This window comes from Streptomyces sp. NPDC102514, assembly GCF_055584525.1.
This window is the reverse complement of the sequence record NZ_JBVJLW010000003.1, coordinates 626,195-643,146: the sequence shown is the minus strand read 5'-3', so window position 1 is coordinate 643,146 and position 16,952 is coordinate 626,195. Positions and strand designations below refer to the sequence as shown.

Annotated in this window: 16 protein-coding genes; 4 read left to right on the top strand and 12 right to left on the bottom strand. The window is 70.0% G+C overall.

Annotated elements, in window-relative coordinates:
• Nucleotides 1-92: 92 nt before the first annotated feature.
• A complete protein-coding gene (locus ACZ60E_RS10965; RefSeq protein WP_210894310.1) occupies nt 93-467 on the bottom strand; it encodes a toxin Doc in 375 nt (124 codons plus the stop codon).
• Nucleotides 464-703, bottom strand: coding sequence for a hypothetical protein (locus tag ACZ60E_RS10960; protein ID WP_107017285.1), 240 nt, complete (start codon nt 701-703; stop codon nt 464-466). Before ACZ60E_RS10960 ends, ACZ60E_RS10965 begins: the two co-directional genes overlap by 4 nt.
• 237 nt (nt 704-940) lie before the next feature.
• On the opposite strand from ACZ60E_RS10960, the gene uvrA reads away from it, so the two are divergent.
• Together uvrA and ACZ60E_RS10950 are read left to right on the top strand one after the other, a co-directional pair.
• On the top strand, nt 941-3,439 hold the full coding sequence (gene uvrA / locus ACZ60E_RS10955) for an excinuclease ABC subunit UvrA (protein ID WP_469439530.1): 2,499 nt from the start codon (nt 941-943) through the stop codon (nt 3,437-3,439).
• Nucleotides 3,440-3,574: 135 nt separating this feature from the next.
• Nucleotides 3,575-4,234 (top strand): hypothetical protein, encoded by a 660-nt coding sequence (locus ACZ60E_RS10950; protein WP_469439528.1) that lies wholly within the window; start codon nt 3,575-3,577, stop codon nt 4,232-4,234.
• Nucleotides 4,235-4,241: 7 nt separating this feature from the next.
• Here ACZ60E_RS10950 and ACZ60E_RS10945 read toward each other — a convergent pair whose 3' ends face one another.
• A complete protein-coding gene (locus ACZ60E_RS10945) occupies nt 4,242-4,577 on the bottom strand; it encodes an ArsR/SmtB family transcription factor (RefSeq protein WP_469439526.1) in 336 nt (111 codons plus the stop codon).
• A 71-nt stretch (nt 4,578-4,648) separates the two neighbouring features.
• Between ACZ60E_RS10945 and ACZ60E_RS10940 the strand changes: the two genes are divergently transcribed.
• The gene (locus ACZ60E_RS10940; protein WP_469439524.1) at nt 4,649-5,002 is read left to right on the top strand and encodes a putative quinol monooxygenase; all 354 of its coding nucleotides are present in this window, start codon (nt 4,649-4,651) and stop codon (nt 5,000-5,002) included.
• A gap of 73 nt (nt 5,003-5,075) precedes the next feature.
• Here ACZ60E_RS10940 and ACZ60E_RS10935 read toward each other — a convergent pair whose 3' ends face one another.
• The 3 genes from ACZ60E_RS10935 to ACZ60E_RS10925 all read right to left on the bottom strand — a co-directional run bounded on the left by ACZ60E_RS10935 (nt 5,076) and on the right by ACZ60E_RS10925 (nt 8,072).
• Entirely contained in the window at nt 5,076-5,735 is a 660-nt protein-coding gene (locus ACZ60E_RS10935; RefSeq protein WP_469439523.1) for a class I SAM-dependent methyltransferase, read from the bottom strand.
• A gap of 88 nt (nt 5,736-5,823) precedes the next feature.
• Entirely contained in the window at nt 5,824-6,891 is a 1,068-nt protein-coding gene (mraY, locus tag ACZ60E_RS10930; protein WP_384802288.1) for a phospho-N-acetylmuramoyl-pentapeptide-transferase, read from the bottom strand.
• A gap of 143 nt (nt 6,892-7,034) precedes the next feature.
• Entirely contained in the window at nt 7,035-8,072 is a 1,038-nt protein-coding gene (locus ACZ60E_RS10925; protein WP_469439521.1) for a saccharopine dehydrogenase family protein, read from the bottom strand.
• A gap of 144 nt (nt 8,073-8,216) precedes the next feature.
• Here ACZ60E_RS10925 and ACZ60E_RS10920 point away from each other — a divergent pair, with 144 nt between their 5' ends.
• Entirely contained in the window at nt 8,217-9,161 is a 945-nt protein-coding gene (locus ACZ60E_RS10920) for a helix-turn-helix domain-containing protein (protein WP_469439519.1), read from the top strand.
• 46 nt (nt 9,162-9,207) lie between these two features.
• Here ACZ60E_RS10920 and ACZ60E_RS10915 read toward each other — a convergent pair whose 3' ends face one another.
• The 6 genes from ACZ60E_RS10915 to ACZ60E_RS10890 form a co-directional block, all read right to left on the bottom strand.
• The gene (locus ACZ60E_RS10915; RefSeq protein WP_469439517.1) at nt 9,208-10,125 is read right to left on the bottom strand and encodes a lysophospholipid acyltransferase family protein; all 918 of its coding nucleotides are present in this window, start codon (nt 10,123-10,125) and stop codon (nt 9,208-9,210) included.
• 72 nt (nt 10,126-10,197) lie between these two features.
• On the bottom strand, nt 10,198-10,851 hold the full coding sequence (locus ACZ60E_RS10910; RefSeq protein WP_469439516.1) for a methyltransferase family protein: 654 nt from the start codon (nt 10,849-10,851) through the stop codon (nt 10,198-10,200).
• Nucleotides 10,851-12,107, bottom strand: a complete 1,257-nt coding sequence (locus ACZ60E_RS10905) for a Rieske 2Fe-2S domain-containing protein (RefSeq protein ID WP_469439514.1) — start codon at nt 12,105-12,107, stop codon at nt 10,851-10,853. The genes ACZ60E_RS10910 and ACZ60E_RS10905 overlap by 1 nt, the downstream gene beginning before the upstream one ends.
• A 52-nt stretch (nt 12,108-12,159) precedes the next feature.
• Nucleotides 12,160-14,910, bottom strand: a complete 2,751-nt coding sequence (redH, locus tag ACZ60E_RS10900) for an undecylprodigiosin ligase RedH (protein WP_469439512.1) — start codon at nt 14,908-14,910, stop codon at nt 12,160-12,162.
• Between the two features lie 19 nt (nt 14,911-14,929).
• A complete protein-coding gene (locus ACZ60E_RS10895; protein WP_469439510.1) occupies nt 14,930-16,045 on the bottom strand; it encodes an SAM-dependent methyltransferase in 1,116 nt (371 codons plus the stop codon).
• A gap of 13 nt (nt 16,046-16,058) precedes the next feature.
• On the bottom strand, nt 16,059-16,943 hold the full coding sequence (locus tag ACZ60E_RS10890) for a thioesterase II family protein (protein ID WP_469439508.1): 885 nt from the start codon (nt 16,941-16,943) through the stop codon (nt 16,059-16,061).
• Nucleotides 16,944-16,952 lie beyond the last annotated feature (9 nt).

Below are 16,952 nucleotides of genomic sequence, written 5' to 3'. Positions count from 1 at the left end.
GCCCGGTGAGATGCCTCCCCGCTGCTCACCGGGCGGCCTGCGTGTGCTGCCAGGTTTCAGCCGGCCGGCCGGCCCGCCCGGCGTCGGACGCGTCAGATGCGCCAGGTACGGATCCGGTCGGCGGCCTGGTAGACCGTGGCCTTGCGGGCCTGTATGTCGCGCACCAGCTCCACCAGCGCCCCGTAGGGCGGATCGATGCCCTCGGCGGAGGTGTGCATGTAGGCGACGGCCACCTGGCAGGCGTACAGGGAGTTCCGGTACGGCAGCGGCTCCAGCCGGACGATCGTGTGCAGGAGCGCCGCCGCCCGCCAGGACGCGTCCGGCGTGGCGAGGCCGGGGCGGGGGATGCGGGTCTTGTGGCGGGCGACCGCGGCCACCAGGGCCGAGTAGTCCCCGACCGTCACGTCCTCGGGGACGGCCTGCTCCTGGATGTCGAGCAGCCAGGCGATGTCGACATGGAGCATCAGGCGGCTTCGGCTCCCTGGTGGCGGCCGGCCGGGGGGATCTCGTCCGGGAACGCCTCGTCGAACTCGGCGCGCTGCAGCTCGCCCCAGGAGACGGCGTAGCGCACGAACTGCTGGCGCTGGCGTTCGCGGAGGGAGAGGTCGTGGACGTACTGCTTGAGGGAGGTGCCTGCGGCTGCGGCTGCGGCGCGCAGTTCCTGCATCTCCTCGTCGCTGTAAGTGATGTTCAAGGACGGCATATGCGGATGGTACCTAGTAGGTACCTGAGTGGGCAAGCGGTGTCCCTGCCGGGGGGGGGCGGGGGGTTTCGTCGGGGGGTGGGTGCGGGTTCGGTGGGGGCCGGGCGCGCAGTTCCCCGCGCCCCTGAAAAGCGGGGCTGCGCCCCGGCATTTCATCGGGCGGGCCCCGGGTGCCGAAGTGCGGCGGACGGGTCACGCTGGAGGTGCGGGGGCGGAGGCGTTCGGTGAGGAGGGGTTGTGGAGTGTGGTGCGTCCGACCCGTTCGTGCATGTCAGAGGTGCCGGCGAGCACAATCTCAAGAACGTCGACGTGGACGTTCCCCGCGATGCCATGGTCGCCTTCACCGGGATCTCCGGCTCCGGCAAGTCCTCGCTGGCCTTCGGAACGCTCTACGCCGAGGCCCAGCGGCGGTACTTCGAGTCCGTCGCGCCCTATGCCCGGCGGCTGCTCCAGCAGGTCGGTGCCCCGCATGTCCAGGAGATCTCCGGACTGCCTCCCGCGGTCGCCCTGCAGCAGCGGCACGGTGCCCCCAGCTCGCGGTCCACGGTCGGCACGCTCACCACGCTGAGCAACCTGCTGCGCATCCTGTACTCCCGTGCCGGCACCCACCCGGACGGGGCCCCGCGGCTCCCCGCCGAGGCGTTCTCACCCAATACCGCCGCCGGTGCCTGTACGCGGTGCCACGGGCTGGGGGCCGCCGTCGACGTGGCCGAGGACCTGCTCGTACCGGACCCCTCCCTGAGCATCCGCGAAGGCGCCATCGCGGCCTGGCCCGGTGCCTGGCAGGGCGCCAACCTGCGCAGCGTCGTGAGCGGTCTGGGCATCGACATCGACAAGCCGTGGCGGCGGCTCAGGAAGAAGGACCGGGAATGGCTGCTGTACACCGATGAACAGCCGTCCGTTCTGATCGAGCCCGAGGCCGGCCGGATCGACTACGGCTACCACGGCATGTTCTGGAGCGCCCGCGCCCATGTCATGCATGTCCTCGCCGACTCCAAGAGCGAGCGGATGCGGGAACGGGCGATGCGCTTCGTGCGGAGTGGGCCCTGCCCGGAGTGCGAGGGCAGCGGACTGCGGCGGGAGGCCCTGGCGGTGACCTTCGCGGGACGCTCCATCGCCGAGGTCTACGCGCTGCCCCTCACCGAGGTCGTCGAGCTGCTGCGGCCCGTCGCCGAACTGCCCGGCGCCGAGGCGGCCACCACGACGGACCCGGCCGGGGAGACGAACGAGGTCGCGGTACGCATCTGCGCGGACCTGGTCGCCAGGATCGAGGTGCTGCTCGGGCTCGGCCTCGGCTATCTCGGGCTGGGACGCCGCTCGACGACCCTGTCGCCCGGCGAGGCGCAACGGCTGCGCATCGCCACCCAGCTCCGTTCCGGACTGTTCGGCGTCGTCTACGTACTCGACGAGCCCTCCGCCGGACTGCACCCGGCCGACGCGGAGCCCCTGCTGGACGTGCTGGACCGGCTCAAGGCGGCGGGCAACTCGCTGTTCGTCGTGGAACACGACATGGACGTCGTGCGACGGGCGGACTGGGTGGTGGACATCGGCCCCGAGGCGGGCGAGGGCGGCGGACGGGTCCTGTACAGCGGTCCGGTGCCCGGCCTCGAAGAGGTCGCGGAGTCCGCCACCGGCCGCCATCTGTTCGGACACGCCCCGCCGGTCGGGCACCGCCCGCGGAAACCGCGGGGCCGGCTGCGCCTGAGCGGGGTCTCCCGGCACAACCTGCGGGACGTCTCGGTCGACATCCCTCTGCAGGTGCTGACAGCGGTGACAGGTGTGTCCGGATCCGGGAAGTCGACGCTGGTGACCCAGGTGCTCGCCGAGGTCGTACGCCGCCACCTGGGCCAGGGCCCGGACGAGGGCGGAGGCCCGGAAGGGGACGAGGGCTCGGGCGGGGGCGCGGAGCTGGAGGTCGATCTGCGGGACGCGTCGGGGCTCGACTCCTTCGACCGGCTGGTACGGGTCGACCAGCGGCCCATCGGCCGGACGCCCCGCTCCAACCTGGCCACGTACACCGGCATGTTCGACGCGGTCCGCAAGCTGTACGCGGCGACCGACGAGGCACGGGAGCGCGGGTACTCGGCGGGGCGGTTCTCCTTCAACGTCGCGGACGGCCGCTGCGAGACCTGCCAGGGGGAGGGGTTCGTCGAGGTCGAGCTGCTGTTCCTGCCCGGCACGTACGCCCCGTGCCCGGCCTGCCACGGCGCGCGCTACGACCCCGAGACGCTCGAAGTCACCTACAGGGGTAAGAACATCGCCGACGTGCTGGCCATGCCCGTGGACGAGGCCGCCGGGTTCCTCGCCGACCTCCCGGCCGCCTCACGGAGCCTGGAGACGCTGCGGGAAGTGGGACTGGGGTATCTGAGACTGGGCCAGCCCGCGACGGAACTCAGTGGCGGGGAAGCCCAGCGGATCAAGCTGTCCACGGAGTTGCAGCGGGCCCGTCGCGGCCACGCGCTCTATCTCCTCGACGAGCCGACGGCCGGACTCCACCCGGCCGATGTCGCCCTGCTGCTACGGCAGTTGCACCGGCTCGTCGACGCGGGCAACACGGTCGTCCTGGTCGAACACGACCTGGACACCATCGCCACCGCCGACTGGATCATCGACCTGGGGCCCGGTGGCGGGGACGCGGGCGGCCGGGTGGTCGCCGAAGGCCCTCCGGCAAAGGTGGCGAAAGCACGCCGAAGTGCGACGGCGCCGTACCTGGCACGGCGGTTGGCGGGATCCTGAGCCGCCGTCGACGGCGGCCGGCGCGGGATTCGGACATCGCTCGCGCATCATGAGAACTATTTGGCCACAGAGGGTCCACAAGGCTCGCTCACAACGTCATGATGCATCCCTCAGCAGCACCGCACAGGGGGACACATGAGCCACGAGTCGACGCCGCCGCCCGCGCCGGGCCTCCACCCTCCGCCGCTCCCGCCGCCCCCGAAGAAGAACCACTCGAACGCGGTCGTCATCGGCTCCGCGGCTGCCGTCGTCGTCGCCGTCGTCGCCACGGGCATCGCGGTGAGCGGCAGCCGTGACGGCGCGGCCGAACCGGGCCCAACCGTCACGGTCACCGAGGTCACCACGCCGGACGACGAGCCCGCCGCGGCCGAGGACGACGCCCGGCCGGCCGCCGAGGAGTCCGGCGACGGCGTGTACAGCCTCAGCGAACCGGTCGCCTACGGGAACGACGTGGAAGTCAGCCTGTCGAAGTTCTCGCGGGGTACGTCGAGCGACTACGCGTCCCCGGGGAACACGCCGTACGCCAAGTTCACCATCAAGATCGTGAACGGGTCCGACGAGAGTGTCAACGCCGACGAACTCAGCGTCAACTGTGCCTACGGCGACGAGGGCAAGGAAGGTGACGCCATCTTCGACGAAGGGCTCGACGGCCTTCCCGAGACCCGCATCCTCGCCGGGCGCTCCCTCTCCGTCGTCTGGGCCTGCGAACTCCCCAAGGACCAGCAGTACTTACAGGTGGAAGTCGCACCCGACTACGAGTCGAAGACCGCCGTGTTCACCGGCAATGTGAAGTAGACAGGCCCTAGCCGCCGAGGGGTGACTCCTCGGACGACTCTCCCGGCTCACCCTGACCAGTTGGTTCATCGCGTTCGGCGACGAGGATGCGGAGCAGTCCGGGGCAGTGCTCCTCGATGTCCGTCCTCAGCAGTCGCAGGGTGCTTCCGTTGCCATGGTCGCGCTGCACCACCAGGCCCGCCTCCCGCAGCACCCGGAAGTGATGCGTGCGTGTGGCCTTCTTGACCGGAAGGTCGAACGACCCGCAGGCGTGCTCCTGATCCTCGGAGTCGGCTGCGAGCGAGGCGACCACCTTCCGCCGGGAGTCGTCCGCGAGCGCGGCGAACACTTTCCCCAGGTCCACGATCCTCCTCCGGACTGCCCGCTTCAGGTACGGCTTGCATCATACCTCGATGCATGACTAGCCTCCGAGGTATGGACATCGTCATACCTGAGACACCTGGCCCCATCGGCATCTACGGATTCGCCCGCTCCCGCCCGGAACGCGCCGACGAACTGGAACGGCTGCTGCTTTCGTTCGTCGAGCGGACCCGCGCCGAACCGGGCTCCTGGCAGTACCAGGTGCACCGCGACGCCACCGACCCCACCACGCTGGTCTTCTACGAGCTGTGGCGCTCCGGCGACGACCTACGCAGCCACATGACCCAGCCCGACCTCGCCAGATTCCAGGAAACCCGCATGGACTACTTGCGAGAAGACCTGGAAATCCACTGGCTGACCCCACTCACGACGAACACCTCGCCCGACTCCACACGGCAGGACGCGTAGGGCGTCGGCCGTAAGCCGTAAGCCGTAAGCCGTAAGCCGTCACCGGCGACGGTGGACCCTCCCGGTCGGAGCGTCAGCGGTGTGCCAGTAGTACTCCGCCGAGTGTGCGTGCCGCCGAGGTGATGGTGGGGTGGCTTTCGACCGTGAAGCCTGTTTCGGTGAGCCACGTGGCTACCTGGCTCGGTCGGCGGCGGTGGCCGTAGGACTCCGGCCAGGCTTCGTCGGGATCCTGCGACTTGGGTGGTGAGGTGCCGGCGGCGTGGAAGCCCAGGAGCAGCAGGCCGCCGGGGCGTAGTACCCGGTGGAAGCCGGCCAGGACCTCGCCGATCGCTTCATCGGGGACGTGCATGATCGCGTACCAGGAGAGCAGGGCGGACAAGGAGCCGTCCGCGAGGGCGAGTTGAGTCATCGAGCCCACCTCGAACCGCAGGCCGGGGTGCTCGCTGCGAGCCACCTCGATCATCCGGGGTGACAGGTCGATGCCGAAGGCGTCCACGCCGAGGTCCCTCAGGTGGGCGGTGATCCGCCCGGGCCCGCACCCCACGTCCGCGACGGGCCCGCCGCCCGCCGCCCGCACCGACTCCGCGAACAGCGCCATGACCTCCTGCTCGGGCGGCAGTTCGGCCAGGAGGTTCCGTGTCTCGTCCGCGTAGTCGGTGGCGTCGGCGTCGTAGGACGCCCGGGTGTCCGCCAGCCAGCTCTCGGTCTCCGGGTCTTCCCGTCCGGTGCTCACCCCCGGAGGTTAGCCGAGGGGACGGTCGCGGTACCGAGAATCGCGGGCCGCCGCGTCGACGACGTATGCACGGGCGGGCCGGAAGGGCTCAGCCCGCCACCCAGCCCGCGTAGAACACGCCGATCCCGAGGATCACGCAGATCCCCTGGATGGTCCAGAAGCGCACCACGACCAGGACCTCGGACCAGCCCTTGAGCTCGAAGTGGTGCTGCAGCGGGGCCATCTTGAAGACCCGCTTGCCGGTCAGCTTGAACGAGCCGACCTGGATGACCACGGACAGGGTGATCAGGACGAAGAGCCCGCCGAGGAGGGCGAGCAGCAGCTGGGTGCGGGAGCAGATGGCCAGACCCGCCAGCGCGCCACCCAGGGCGAGCGAACCGGTGTCACCCATGAAGATCTTCGCGGGTGAGGTGTTCCACCAGAGGAACCCGATGCAGGCACCCATCAGCGCGGAGGCGACGACGGCCAGGTCGAGCGGATCGCGTACCTCGATGCAGGAGCCGGGGTCGGTGAGGTTCATCGCGTTGGCGCACGAGTTCTGGAACTGCCACAGGCCGATGAAGGTGTAGCCGGCGAGGACCATCGCCGAGGCGCCGGTGGCGAGCCCGTCCAGGCCGTCGGTCAGGTTCACGCCGTTGGACATGGCCAGGATCATGAACAGGGCCCATACGACGAACAGCACCGGCCCGATGGTCCAGCCGAAGTCCGTCACGAACGACAGCTTCAGGGAGGCGGGAGTCAGCCCGCGGTCGTCGGCGAACCGGATCGCCAGGACGGCGAACAGGATGCCGACGATCAGCTGGCCCGCCATCTTGGCACCGGCCCGCAGCCCCAGCGAACGCCGCTTCACGATCTTGATGTAGTCGTCGAGGAATCCGACGACCCCCATGCCGGCCATCAGGAACAGCACCAGCACACCGGGAAACGTCGGCGGCTCACCCGTGATGACCTTGGTCAGGACGTACGCGGCGAGGGTGGCCAGGATGAAGGCGATGCCACCCATGGTGGGCGTGCCACGCTTGCCGTGGTGGCCGCGGGGCCCGTCGTCACGGATGAACTGGCCGTAGCCCTTGCGGGCCAGCAACTTGATCAGCAGTGGTGTGCCGCCGAGTGTCAGGAACAGGCCTATGGCCCCGGCAAACAGGATCTGGTTCATCGGACGGCGGTTTTCCCCTCGACTGCGTTCTCGTGCGTGACCGCCGCACCGGTGTGGGCGGCTGTCGCAGCCCACACCCTATGCATAGAGCCAATCGCTGTACGCCGGTGGGTAGTTGCCGCCCCACGCCCCGACGCCGCAGGCTACTTTGTCGTCGAGTACGTGATGTGCGGGGCGAGCGCGTCGAGGAAGTCGGGGGCGTCGAAGACAGCACCGGCGAAGGCGACACCCGTCCGGCCGGTCCGGCCGTCGAGGATCCGGTGGACGGCCTCCACGGCGAGGGGCGCGGTGACGGCGTAGATGTCCTGCCCCGAGGCCGTGGCCCGGCGCTCGGCACCACCGGAGCGTACGACGACATCGACGAGGAAGGTCTGCGCGGACCGCCCGCTCCCGTCGACGGCGGTGGGCGCCGGAGTGTCCGGGGCCGCCAGGTCACCGGCCGCCTCGGTGGTCATGTAGGTGCGCACCTCGGGGATGGACAGATGACTGGGCACGGTGACGACGTCGGCCATCGTGAACTCACCGATGACGGTCCGCGTGCCCATCGGGGCGGGAAAGTGCCAGTCGAGGGTGGGCAGGCCGTCCCGGTGGTACTCAAGCCGCCCCTTCCGGAAGCGGACGCGCTGCCCGCCGCGCCGCGCCTGGACGGCCGCGCCCGCGATCCTGGTCCCGGGGGTGGGGTGCCAGCCGCTCAGCCCATAGGCGATGTGCGCCTCGTCGGCCTCGGTCCAGTCACCCATCGCCGCGGTCACCAGCAGATCGCCGAGCCCGCCGTAGAAGGCCATCGCGGGCACCACCACGGTTCCGGCGGCGCGGGCGCGGTCCGCGAAGTGCGCGAGCGTGTCGGCGTTCGCCTCGATCTCGGCCGCCACATCGACGTACGGGATCCCGGCGCGCAGGGCCGCCTCGATCACGGGAGCGGCCGTGACGGTGAAGGGGCCGGCACAGTTGATCACCGCCGCCGCACCGGCCAGGGCGCGGTCGAGCGCGGCCGGATCGTCGACCGGGGCGGGCCGCACGTCGAGCCCGGGACGGGTCGCCGCCAGCGCCCGCAGTTTGTCCGCGTCGCGGCCGGAGAGTACCGGCACGAACCCGCGCGCCAGCAGCTCCGCCACCACGAACCGCCCGGTGTGCCCGTACGCGCCGAACACCGCCACCGTGTGCCCCGGACCGGATGTCATGACTGCTCCCCGTGCTCGAACGTCCGTCAGGACCCGCTGATCGGTCCTGCTGCGAACCCGCTCGGGATCCGCTGAGATCATCCTGCCGAGCGCCGGCACCTCGTCGTGAGTGTCCGGAACGACATGCTGCGTACAATTACGGACATGGGTTCTGTCGCTGTGGTCGCCACGGAGGGAATGCTGCACTTCGAACTGTCGGTGGCCTGCGAGGTGTTCGGCAGCGCCCCGGTGGGCGTGGACGTCCCCTGGTACGACGTCGAGATCTGCGGGTCCGCCGCCGTGCGGGTCGGCCGGTTCCGGCTGGAACCCGACCACGGGCTCGACCGGCTGCCGCACGCCGACACGGTCCTCGTCCCGGCCTGGGCCGACGTCGACGAGGACCCGCCCGGCGAACTTGTTGACGCGGTGCGCGCGGCCCACGAGGCGGGCGCGCGGGTGGCTTCCCTGTGCACCGGCGCCTTCGTGCTCGCCGCCGCCGGACTGCTGGACGGCAGGCGCGCCACCACGCACTGGGCGCACACCGACGTGCTGGCCGCCCGCCACCCCCGTGTACAGGTCGACCCGGACGTCCTCTACGTGGACAACGGCAGCGTGCTCACCTCCGCGGGCAAGGCCGCCGCGATGGACCTGTGCCTCCATCTCGTCCGCCGTGACCACGGTTCGGCGGTCGCCAACGCGGTGGCCCGCCGACTGGTCGTACCGCCGCACCGGGCCGGTGGGCAGGCCCAGTTCGTCGCCACGCCCGTACCCGCCCGGGACGACCACCCGCTCGCCGCCCTGCTGCCCTGGGTGATCGAACGCCTCGACCAGCCGCTGACCGTGGACGACCTGGCACGCCGGGCGGGGATGAGTTCACGCCACCTCGGCCGCCACTTCAGAGCGGCGACCGGCACCACCCCGCTGCAGTGGCTGCTCTCTCAACGCATCCGCCGCGCCCAGGAGTTGCTGGAGACCACCGACAGCGGTGTCGATGCCATCGCGGAGGCCACCGGCATGGGCACCGCCACGACACTGCGCCGCCACTTCAACCACACGCTCGGCGTACCGCCCGACACCTACCGCCGCACCTTCCGCTCACGGCCCACGTGACGGCGCCTGTCCGTGCCCGAACACACCTGGACCCGTCCGAAAAGGCCTACCCGAACAGGGACCGGCGCTCGCCGACCATCTCGGTGAGCATGTCCTGGACGGTGTCCCGGACCTCGTCGGAGATCTTGTGGACGAACATCGGGTCGTCCAGCGAGTCCTGTGCGTAGTGGTCGGTCGGCAGGGGCGTACCGAAACGGATCGTCCACTTCGTCGGCAGGGGAATCGCACCGAGCGGTCCGAGCAGGGGGAACGTGGGGGTGATCGGAAAGTACGGCAGCCCGAGGAGCCTGGCCACGGGGCGGGCGTCGGCGACCATCGGGTAGATCTCCTCGGCGCCCACGACGGCGCACGGCACGATCGGTGTCCCCGTGCGCAGAGCGGCGGCCGCGAAGCCGCCCCGGCCGAAGCGCCGCAGCCGGTACCGCTCGCCGCACGGCTTGCCGAGGCCCTTGTAGCCCTCCGGCATCACGCCGACCAGTTCGCCGCGCTCCAGCAGCCGCAGCGCGTTGTCCATCCGGGCCTGGGTGTGCCCGGCCCGGCGGGCCAGTGTGCGCAGCACGGGCAGGTCGAACACCAGGTCCGCGGCCAGCAGGCGCAGCGCGCGACGGGCGGGATGACGGTCGCGCAGGGCCACCTGGAGCATCAGCGCGTCCAGCGGGAGCGTGCCCGAGTGGTTGGCCACCACCAGGGCACCGCCCTCGCCCGGCACGTTCTCCAGCCCCTCCACCGTCACCCGGAAGTACTTCTCGTACAGGGGCCGGAAGGGGGCGAGGATCAGGTCGTCGGTGAGTTCGGGATCGAAGCCGAAGTCGTCGACGCTCTGGTCCTCCGTGAGGCACCGGTCGAGGAGGTCGCGGCCCCGCGCGAGAGTCAGCAGCCCCTGGGCGATCACTTCCGTGAACAACTCGGCCGGGCTCACCCGCTCCTGCGCGGTCCCGGACCGTTCGTCGCCCGCCTCGGCCATGCGCGTCTCCTCCTACGTCGTGCGGTGTCCCGTTCGATGTGTGGTGCAGTGTGGCGTGCCGTGCCTTGCCGGTCAGTAGACGAAGGGGACCAGCTTCGCCGTCTTCTTCGCGTACTCGTCGAAGGCCGTCCCGTACCGCTCGGCCAGGTACTTGTCGAGCATGGGGATGTTCATGAACGAGAACATGCACGCCATGATCGCCGGGATGACCAGGGCCCAGAGGCTGCCCGTCACCAGGGCGAATCCGGTGAAGAGCACGACGTCACCGAAGTAGTTGATGTGCATGGAGTACTTGAAGAGGCCCTCGGTGTAGAGCTTGCCCTTGTGCTCCGGCGCTCGCTTCCACAGCTTGCGCTGATACTCCGCGCCCGTGTTGAGGTACGAACCAACCAGGTAGAGCAGCACCCCGAGCCAGGTGAGCACGCCCACGGAAGAGCTGTTGGTGCCGCCCACGTACGCCATCGTGCCGTGGATGACGACGACCCAGACGCCCACGGTCGCGGCCTCGGACCACTCCATGCTCCTCTTCAGCATGACGAAGGTCGTGGCGACGAAGCGCAGCAGGTAGATCGCCGAGAGGGCGAACAGCAGCCCCCGGCGCAGCGGTTCGGCGTCGACCGCGTCGGTGCCACCGGACAGGAACCACCCCGAGGCCGCCACAGCCAGCGCGTTGCACGTGGTCACCAGGATCTTGGGTCCTGTCGAGGCGTCGTACCTGCCGTACATCAGGAACGGGCCTTCGTCAGGCCGTCCTCACGGTCCGTCGGCCCGGTCCGCTTCCGGCGGGTGCCGTGGGCACTCTTCGAACCGTTGCCGTTGCTGTTCCCATTTCCCTTCCCATTCACGTTCCCGTTGGCGCTGTCGGTGGTCGCGGGAGGTGTCTTGGCGGTCTGTGCCACAGGGGTCTCCGGGGTGTCCGTGGGTGTCGCCTCGGCCCCGGCATCCGCCCCCGCTCGCGCCTGCGCCTCGGCCTTGAGCCGGTCCCGCAGCTGCAGGAACTTGGCGTTCATCTCGTCCACGGCGATGAACTTGTTCACGCCGCGCTCACTGACCTTGGGCTCCTGCCGGAGCATGATGCCCACGTCCTGGGGATCCTGGACGAGCTTCTCCATCAGAAGCGAAGCGCGCAACACCCAGGGCCTGAGTGGCTTGATGGGCACCATGGTCCGCAACTGCGGGTACTCGTACAGGCGCATGATCGCCAGCGTGTTCTCGTCGTCGATCGGGGTGAGCCAGGTCGTGATCTCCAGCAGGCCGGTCTTGACATGTGTCAGGCCCGGCGCCTGGTAGATGAGGTCGAAGTGCGCGCTGTTGGCGGGATTCGCCTCCTCGCACTGGTCGAAGGTGGAACGGATCGTGGTGCCGTCGACCTCGACCTCATGGTTCACGATCTTGTTCGCGGCGAGGTACCGCTCCCGGCCGTCCATCCACAGATTGCGCGCGGTGCCGTACATGAACGTGTAGTCGATGTTGTTCGTCCAGTGATCCCGGTGCACGAAGGTCACGTGGTAGAACTCAAGCAGGCTCTCGATGTACCGGGTGTAGTGGACCGGCCGCGTCCAGGAGATCGTCTCGTACGGGCGCGGGTTGCCCACGAGTTCGTGGGGCAGCTCGATCTCGGGAAGCTGCTCCCGCGCCTCGCCCCACCACAGCCATACGAGCCCGTGCTGCTCGCGCACCGGGTAGGTCTTCAGCTGGAGCGACTGGGGGATCCGGGCGTTCGCACCGAGCGCGGGGACGACCTTGCAGGTGCCCTCGGCGTCGTAACGGAAGCCGTGGTACGGGCACTCGACCGTGTTGCCCTTGAGCCGGCCCTCGGCGATGTTGGCGCCCTTGTGCGGGCATCGCGCGCTCTGGCAGACGAGGGTGCCGCCGAGGTCGCGCCAGAGCACGAGCTCCTCACCCATGCGTCGTACGCCGGTGGGCCTGTCACGTTTGATGTCACCGGTCTGAAGGATCGGGTACCACTGATTGGGGATCATCCTGCTGCCTTTCTGAGCGGGGAGCGGGGAGCGGGGGGCGGGCAACGAGGGCTCAGCCTTCGACGACCTCCACGACACCCGTGTCGCCGTCGACGACGATCAGGTCGCCCGTGTTGATGCGCTGCGTGGCGTGCTTGGTGTTGACCACGGACGGCACGTTGAACTCCCGCGACACGATCGAGCTGTGGGAGAGCATCGAACCGATGTCGGTGACCACCGCGCCGGCGATGGCGAAGAGCGGTGTCCAGGACGCGTCGGTGTAGCGGGTGACCAGCACCTCGCCGGGCTGGAACTCGTCCGCCTGCCAGACCAGGTCCTCCACGATCCGCGCGCGGCCCATGATCCGCCCCGGGCTGGAGCCCAGACCTTCGAGCCGGGTCCCGTCGGCCGCCGGCCGCACCGCCTGGGTGATGTCGTGCTCGCCGACGAACGTGAGCGGCGGCTCGGGCAGCCGGTTGTGGTACTCGTGCAGGCGCCGCCGCTCGTCCAGCTCGGCCCGGGAGAACGCCTCACGTTCCGTGGCGTCACCGGCCAGGTAGGCCCGTACGTCCTCGAATTCGAGGAAGGCGATCTCGTCCGGCGAGTGCAGGACCCCTTCCGCGACGAGCCGCCCGCCCACCTCGTACACGACGTTCCTGACCAGCCAGATCGAGGTGATCATCGACATACGGGTGGTCTCGCGCAGCTCACTGCACAGGCTGTACATGGAGATGACGGTCTCCAGGACCTTCCGCTTGGCGAGCGGCAGCTTCTCCAGGACCGCCCGGCCGTCGCCCTCCGCGTGGGCACGGCTGCGTCCCATGAGGTCGTCCACGGAGATCCCGTCGGCGGCATAGCGGCGGATCATCTGGAAGATGTACGACGGGTCGTCGATCCAGCGCGGATGGGTGAGCTCCATCTCCTGGCGCCCACGGGTGCCGTTGGCACGCAGGAACGGCTCCACCTGCGCGTCCCAGAACGCCCGGCCCTCGGCGTCGCCGCGCAGCCGTTCCTCGATCTCGTCGAGGGGCGCCCCGTCGATGATCTTCAGTACGCGCGGTCTGGCCTTGGCGGCCTGGGCCACACCCCAGATCTCCTGCGCCGACGCGACGGTCCGCAGGCTCGACATGTCGGTCTTGATGCGGTTCTGCAGATTGTCGCCGTCGGCGCCGAGCCAGCTCGCGCACAGCTCGGTGAGGATGCCGTAGAACCCGAACGCGTTGATGTAGTAGGGCATGTAGCCGACGTGCGCGTCGTGGAAGTAGCCGAGGTAGCGGGTCAGTTCGGCGTCGAGTTCGCGGCGGCTCATCCGGGTCAGGTCGAGCTGCCGGGCGCGGTCGAACTCGTAGAGCCGCGAGCCGGCCATCTCCTCGGCACGCTGCTTCATGCTCAGCATCTCGGTGGCCGTGGCCTGCACCCAGTGCACCGTCGACAGCAGATCCTCCACACCCCCGGGGAAGGTGCCGAAGGGGTTCTTGTACGCGGCGAGGTCGACCTCCTCGCTGACGAAGCGCTTGGTGAAGTGGCGCTGGTCGCGGGTGGGCAGACACTGCCCGAGCAGATAGGCGGTGTAGGAGATGTTCAAGTACACATGCCCCTGGAAGAAGCCCATCTGCAGACCCACGTCACCGGTGTCCCGCACCCCGAGCGCGGCGGCGCAGTCTCCGTGCACATTGCGCTGGTAGTACTGCGCGAAGCTCAGGCCGAGCGGTGACATCAGCCCGACGAAGATCTCGCCGATGTCCATCCGCGACCAGAGCGTGCCCTGCTGCACGGGGTCGCTCTGCCGCGTGAGATACGGGCTGCGCTCCCCGTCCGCGGTCGCCCTGTCCGGCGGGCGCGTGGTGACGGGCCTGGCCTGGAGGAGGTGGAGTTCCCCGTCGCGCATGGCCCACTCGATGTCCTGCTCGGTGCCGTAGTGCGAACGGACCTCGACCGCGAGCCGGGCGAGCACACCCAGCTGCTCCCGGGTCAGACAGGGCGCGTTGCGGTCGGCCGCGTCGACCTTCGTCATACCGATCCGGCCGGGGGCGAGGGGCGCGCACTTGGTCACCTTGTACCGCACATGTTCCTCGATCACCTCCAGCGTGCGGTCGTCGACCACGAAGAAGTCACTGGACACCCGTCCGGAGACCAGCCCCTCACCGAGACCGCAACAGGCCTCCACGACAAGCCGGTTGGGCCGTGCGCCGACGGGGTCGACGGTGAACAGCACCCCGCTGACGTCAGCCTGGACCATCTCCTGCACGACCACGGCGATGGAGCCCGCGGGCCCCGTCCCGTCGCGGTAGGCGGCCGCGCGGTCCGACCACAGGGAGGCCCAGCAGACCTTGACCGCGTCGAGCAGGTCCTGGTCGCCCGACACATCGAGGACGGTGTCGTGCTGGCCCGCGAAGGACTGGGCGGCGGAGTCCTCGCGGCAGGCCGACGAGCGGACCGCGACCCGGGGCCTGCCCAACTCCTCGTAGGCGGCGACGATCGCGCGGGTGAGCGGCTCGGGTATCTCGCGGGCCGTGATCAGCTCACGGACGACCCCGGGGTCCGCGTCGCGTGCCTCGGCGGCCCGGATCTCCGCGCCGAGGCCCGTCTCGCGCAGGAACAGGTCGAACAGGTCGGTGGTGAGGCAGAACGCGGGAGGGACCGGCAGTCCCGCCTCGATCATCTCGCCGAGCCGGGCCGCCTTGCCGCCCAGGGTCTCGCCGCCGATGCCGGTCGTGCGACCGAGCACGACCACGAGTGAGGCGGGAGAGGGGGCGGGGGAGGGAGCAGGGGAGGAGGTGGCGGAGGAAGCGGGGGCCGGAGTGCTTGCCGTGCGTGTGTCCATGATGAGGTCTCCTGGCCCGTCAGGCCTGAACGTGGGTGCGGTGGCTGCCGTTGACGCCGGTGGAGCCGTTCGTCGCGACGAACACGCGGAACGGCTGTGTGGGGACGACCCCGGCGGCCCGGACGTCCGTGAACCCCGCCTTCTCCAACTGGGCGACCAGCTCGTCCTCCCGGGGCAGCGGGCCACCGAAGTCGGCGTACTGGAACCAGAGGTTGAGCACGTCGAGCCCTGCGTTGCCGCCGCCCTGGCACGACGAGGTGAGGAGCAGCCGGCCGCCGGGCGCCAGGAAGGAGCGGGCCCGCTCCAGCACCTCGACGCGCTCGGCCTCGGGGAAGTAGTAGATGTTGTTGTGCAGGGTGACGAGATCGAACTGGGGCTGGAGGTCGAGGGTGCGCAGATCACCCTGGCGGGTCTCCACGCGGTCGGTCAGCCCCCACTCGGCCATGTTGGCGGCGGCCCCCAGGGCGACCTCCGGCTGAAGGTCGACCGCGAGGGCGGTCAGACGGGGATTGAGCCGTGCGGCGTGACGGACGTACGCCCCCGTCCCGCAGCCGATCTCCAGCAGCCGGATCGGGGTGGCGCGTTCCAGATGCCGGTCGATGGCCTCCTGCACCATGCCCTGCAGCGCCAGGGAGGAACGGGCGATGACCGTGCCGTCCTGGTCGCCGAGGGAGAAACGACGGCCCTCCTTGAGCATCCGGGGCGCGTCCAGCAGCGCGGGCACATGGAAACGCATGATCTCTTCGAGGGCTGCGGCCACCGCGTCGTTCCCCGCCCGGGCCAGGATCTTGGCCAGGGTGCTCCGGAGGCGGTAACACCCTTCGCGTACGTCGAGTTCACCGAGACGGACACCGGTGTCGAGCCACGTACGCAGCCGCTCCCGATCCTGGGGCACCTCCAGATACTCGACCAGGCTGTCCAGGTCGCAGGGCCGCACGGCCAGGCACTGGAGCACACCCGAGCCCGAGGCGGACGCCAGGAAGGCCGCCCGGTACAGGGGCGTGACCACCACCGTGGAGAGCGCCAGCAACAGGGGGGTCCGCGGGTCCGTGACGACCTTCGCCACGGCCAGCGCATCCGTGATCGGTGCCTCCACCCGGTCCTTGACGGTCCTGGCCAGGCTCAGTAGATCCATGAGGGTTCCCTCTTCACAGTGGGCAGTCGAGGTGGCGGGCGAGGTGGCGGGCGAGTTCGGCACGGATCTCGCGCAGGAGGTACGGCCTGGACGGGCCGTTGAGGAAGAAGTGGTTGCCCTCCACGTGGTGGCGCAGGAGCGAGCCCCGGGTGTGGACGCGCCAGGCCTCCATCTCGTGCGCGGGCGCGATCGGGTCACGGGTGGCGGAGAACGCGGTCATCGGGCAGCTCAGAGGGCGGCGCGGGGACCAGCGGTAGGTCTCGCAGACGGTGAGGTCGGCGCGCAGCACCGGCAACCGCCGTTCCAGGTACGAGCTGCCGATGGTGTCGTCGGCGCCCAGGCCACCGAGGTCGCGTACCAGCTGCCGCAGATCCGCGTCGGAGCGGGTGTGGTCGCGGCGGTCGCCGTACAGGTGCGGTGCCTTGCTGCCCGACACGAAGAGATGCGCCGGCTCGGGAAACCCCCGATCCCGTAGCTCACAGGCCACCTCATAGGCGAGCAGCGCGCCCATGCTGTGCCCGAACAGGGCGTATTCCCCGACGAGTTCGTGCTGGATCAGGGCGTCCGTGAGGTCCGCGACCAGAGCGCCCAGGCCGGTGTACGGCGTCTCCTTGGCGCGCAGCCCCCGGCCGGGCAGGAGCACGGGAACGACGTGCACGTCGTCGCCGAGGTGCGCCGCCCAGTTCCGGTAGACGGACGGCGTGCCGCCCGCGTACGGGAGACAGACGAGCCGCAGTGGGGCGGTGCGCGCCCCTGCACTCGTAGCCGTAGCCGTAGCCGTAGCCGCAGCCGTTGCGGTTGCGGTGTCCCCGCTCGGGCCGAAGCCGGGGAACCAGCCGGGAGTTGATGGTTGCGTAGCCGAAGGGCCCCTCGCCGCCGGCCGCTCGATCGTGTGCACGTGGAACCT

Bases quoted from the DNA above. Each gene is read 5' to 3' on its own strand.
- ACZ60E_RS10910 (WP_469439516.1), bottom strand. From the start codon at position 10,851: ATGTACGGCAGGTACGACGCCTCGACAGGACCCAAGATCCTGGTGACC.
- ACZ60E_RS10950 (WP_469439528.1), top strand. From the start codon at position 3,575: ATGAGCCACGAGTCGACGCCGCCGCCCGCGCCGGGCCTCCACCCTCCG.
- ACZ60E_RS10960 (WP_107017285.1), bottom strand. From the start codon at position 703: ATGCCGTCCTTGAACATCACTTACAGCGACGAGGAGATGCAGGAACTG.
- mraY (WP_384802288.1), bottom strand. From the start codon at position 6,891: ATGAACCAGATCCTGTTTGCCGGGGCCATAGGCCTGTTCCTGACACTC.
- ACZ60E_RS10920 (WP_469439519.1), top strand. From the start codon at position 8,217: ATGGGTTCTGTCGCTGTGGTCGCCACGGAGGGAATGCTGCACTTCGAA.
- ACZ60E_RS10905 (WP_469439514.1), bottom strand. From the start codon at position 12,107: ATGATCCCCAATCAGTGGTACCCGATCCTTCAGACCGGTGACATCAAA.
- ACZ60E_RS10895 (WP_469439510.1), bottom strand. From the start codon at position 16,045: ATGGATCTACTGAGCCTGGCCAGGACCGTCAAGGACCGGGTGGAGGCA.
- ACZ60E_RS10915 (WP_469439517.1), bottom strand. From the start codon at position 10,125: ATGGCCGAGGCGGGCGACGAACGGTCCGGGACCGCGCAGGAGCGGGTG.
- ACZ60E_RS10925 (WP_469439521.1), bottom strand. From the start codon at position 8,072: ATGACATCCGGTCCGGGGCACACGGTGGCGGTGTTCGGCGCGTACGGG.
- ACZ60E_RS10940 (WP_469439524.1), top strand. From the start codon at position 4,649: ATGGACATCGTCATACCTGAGACACCTGGCCCCATCGGCATCTACGGA.
- redH (WP_469439512.1), bottom strand. From the start codon at position 14,910: ATGGACACACGCACGGCAAGCACTCCGGCCCCCGCTTCCTCCGCCACC.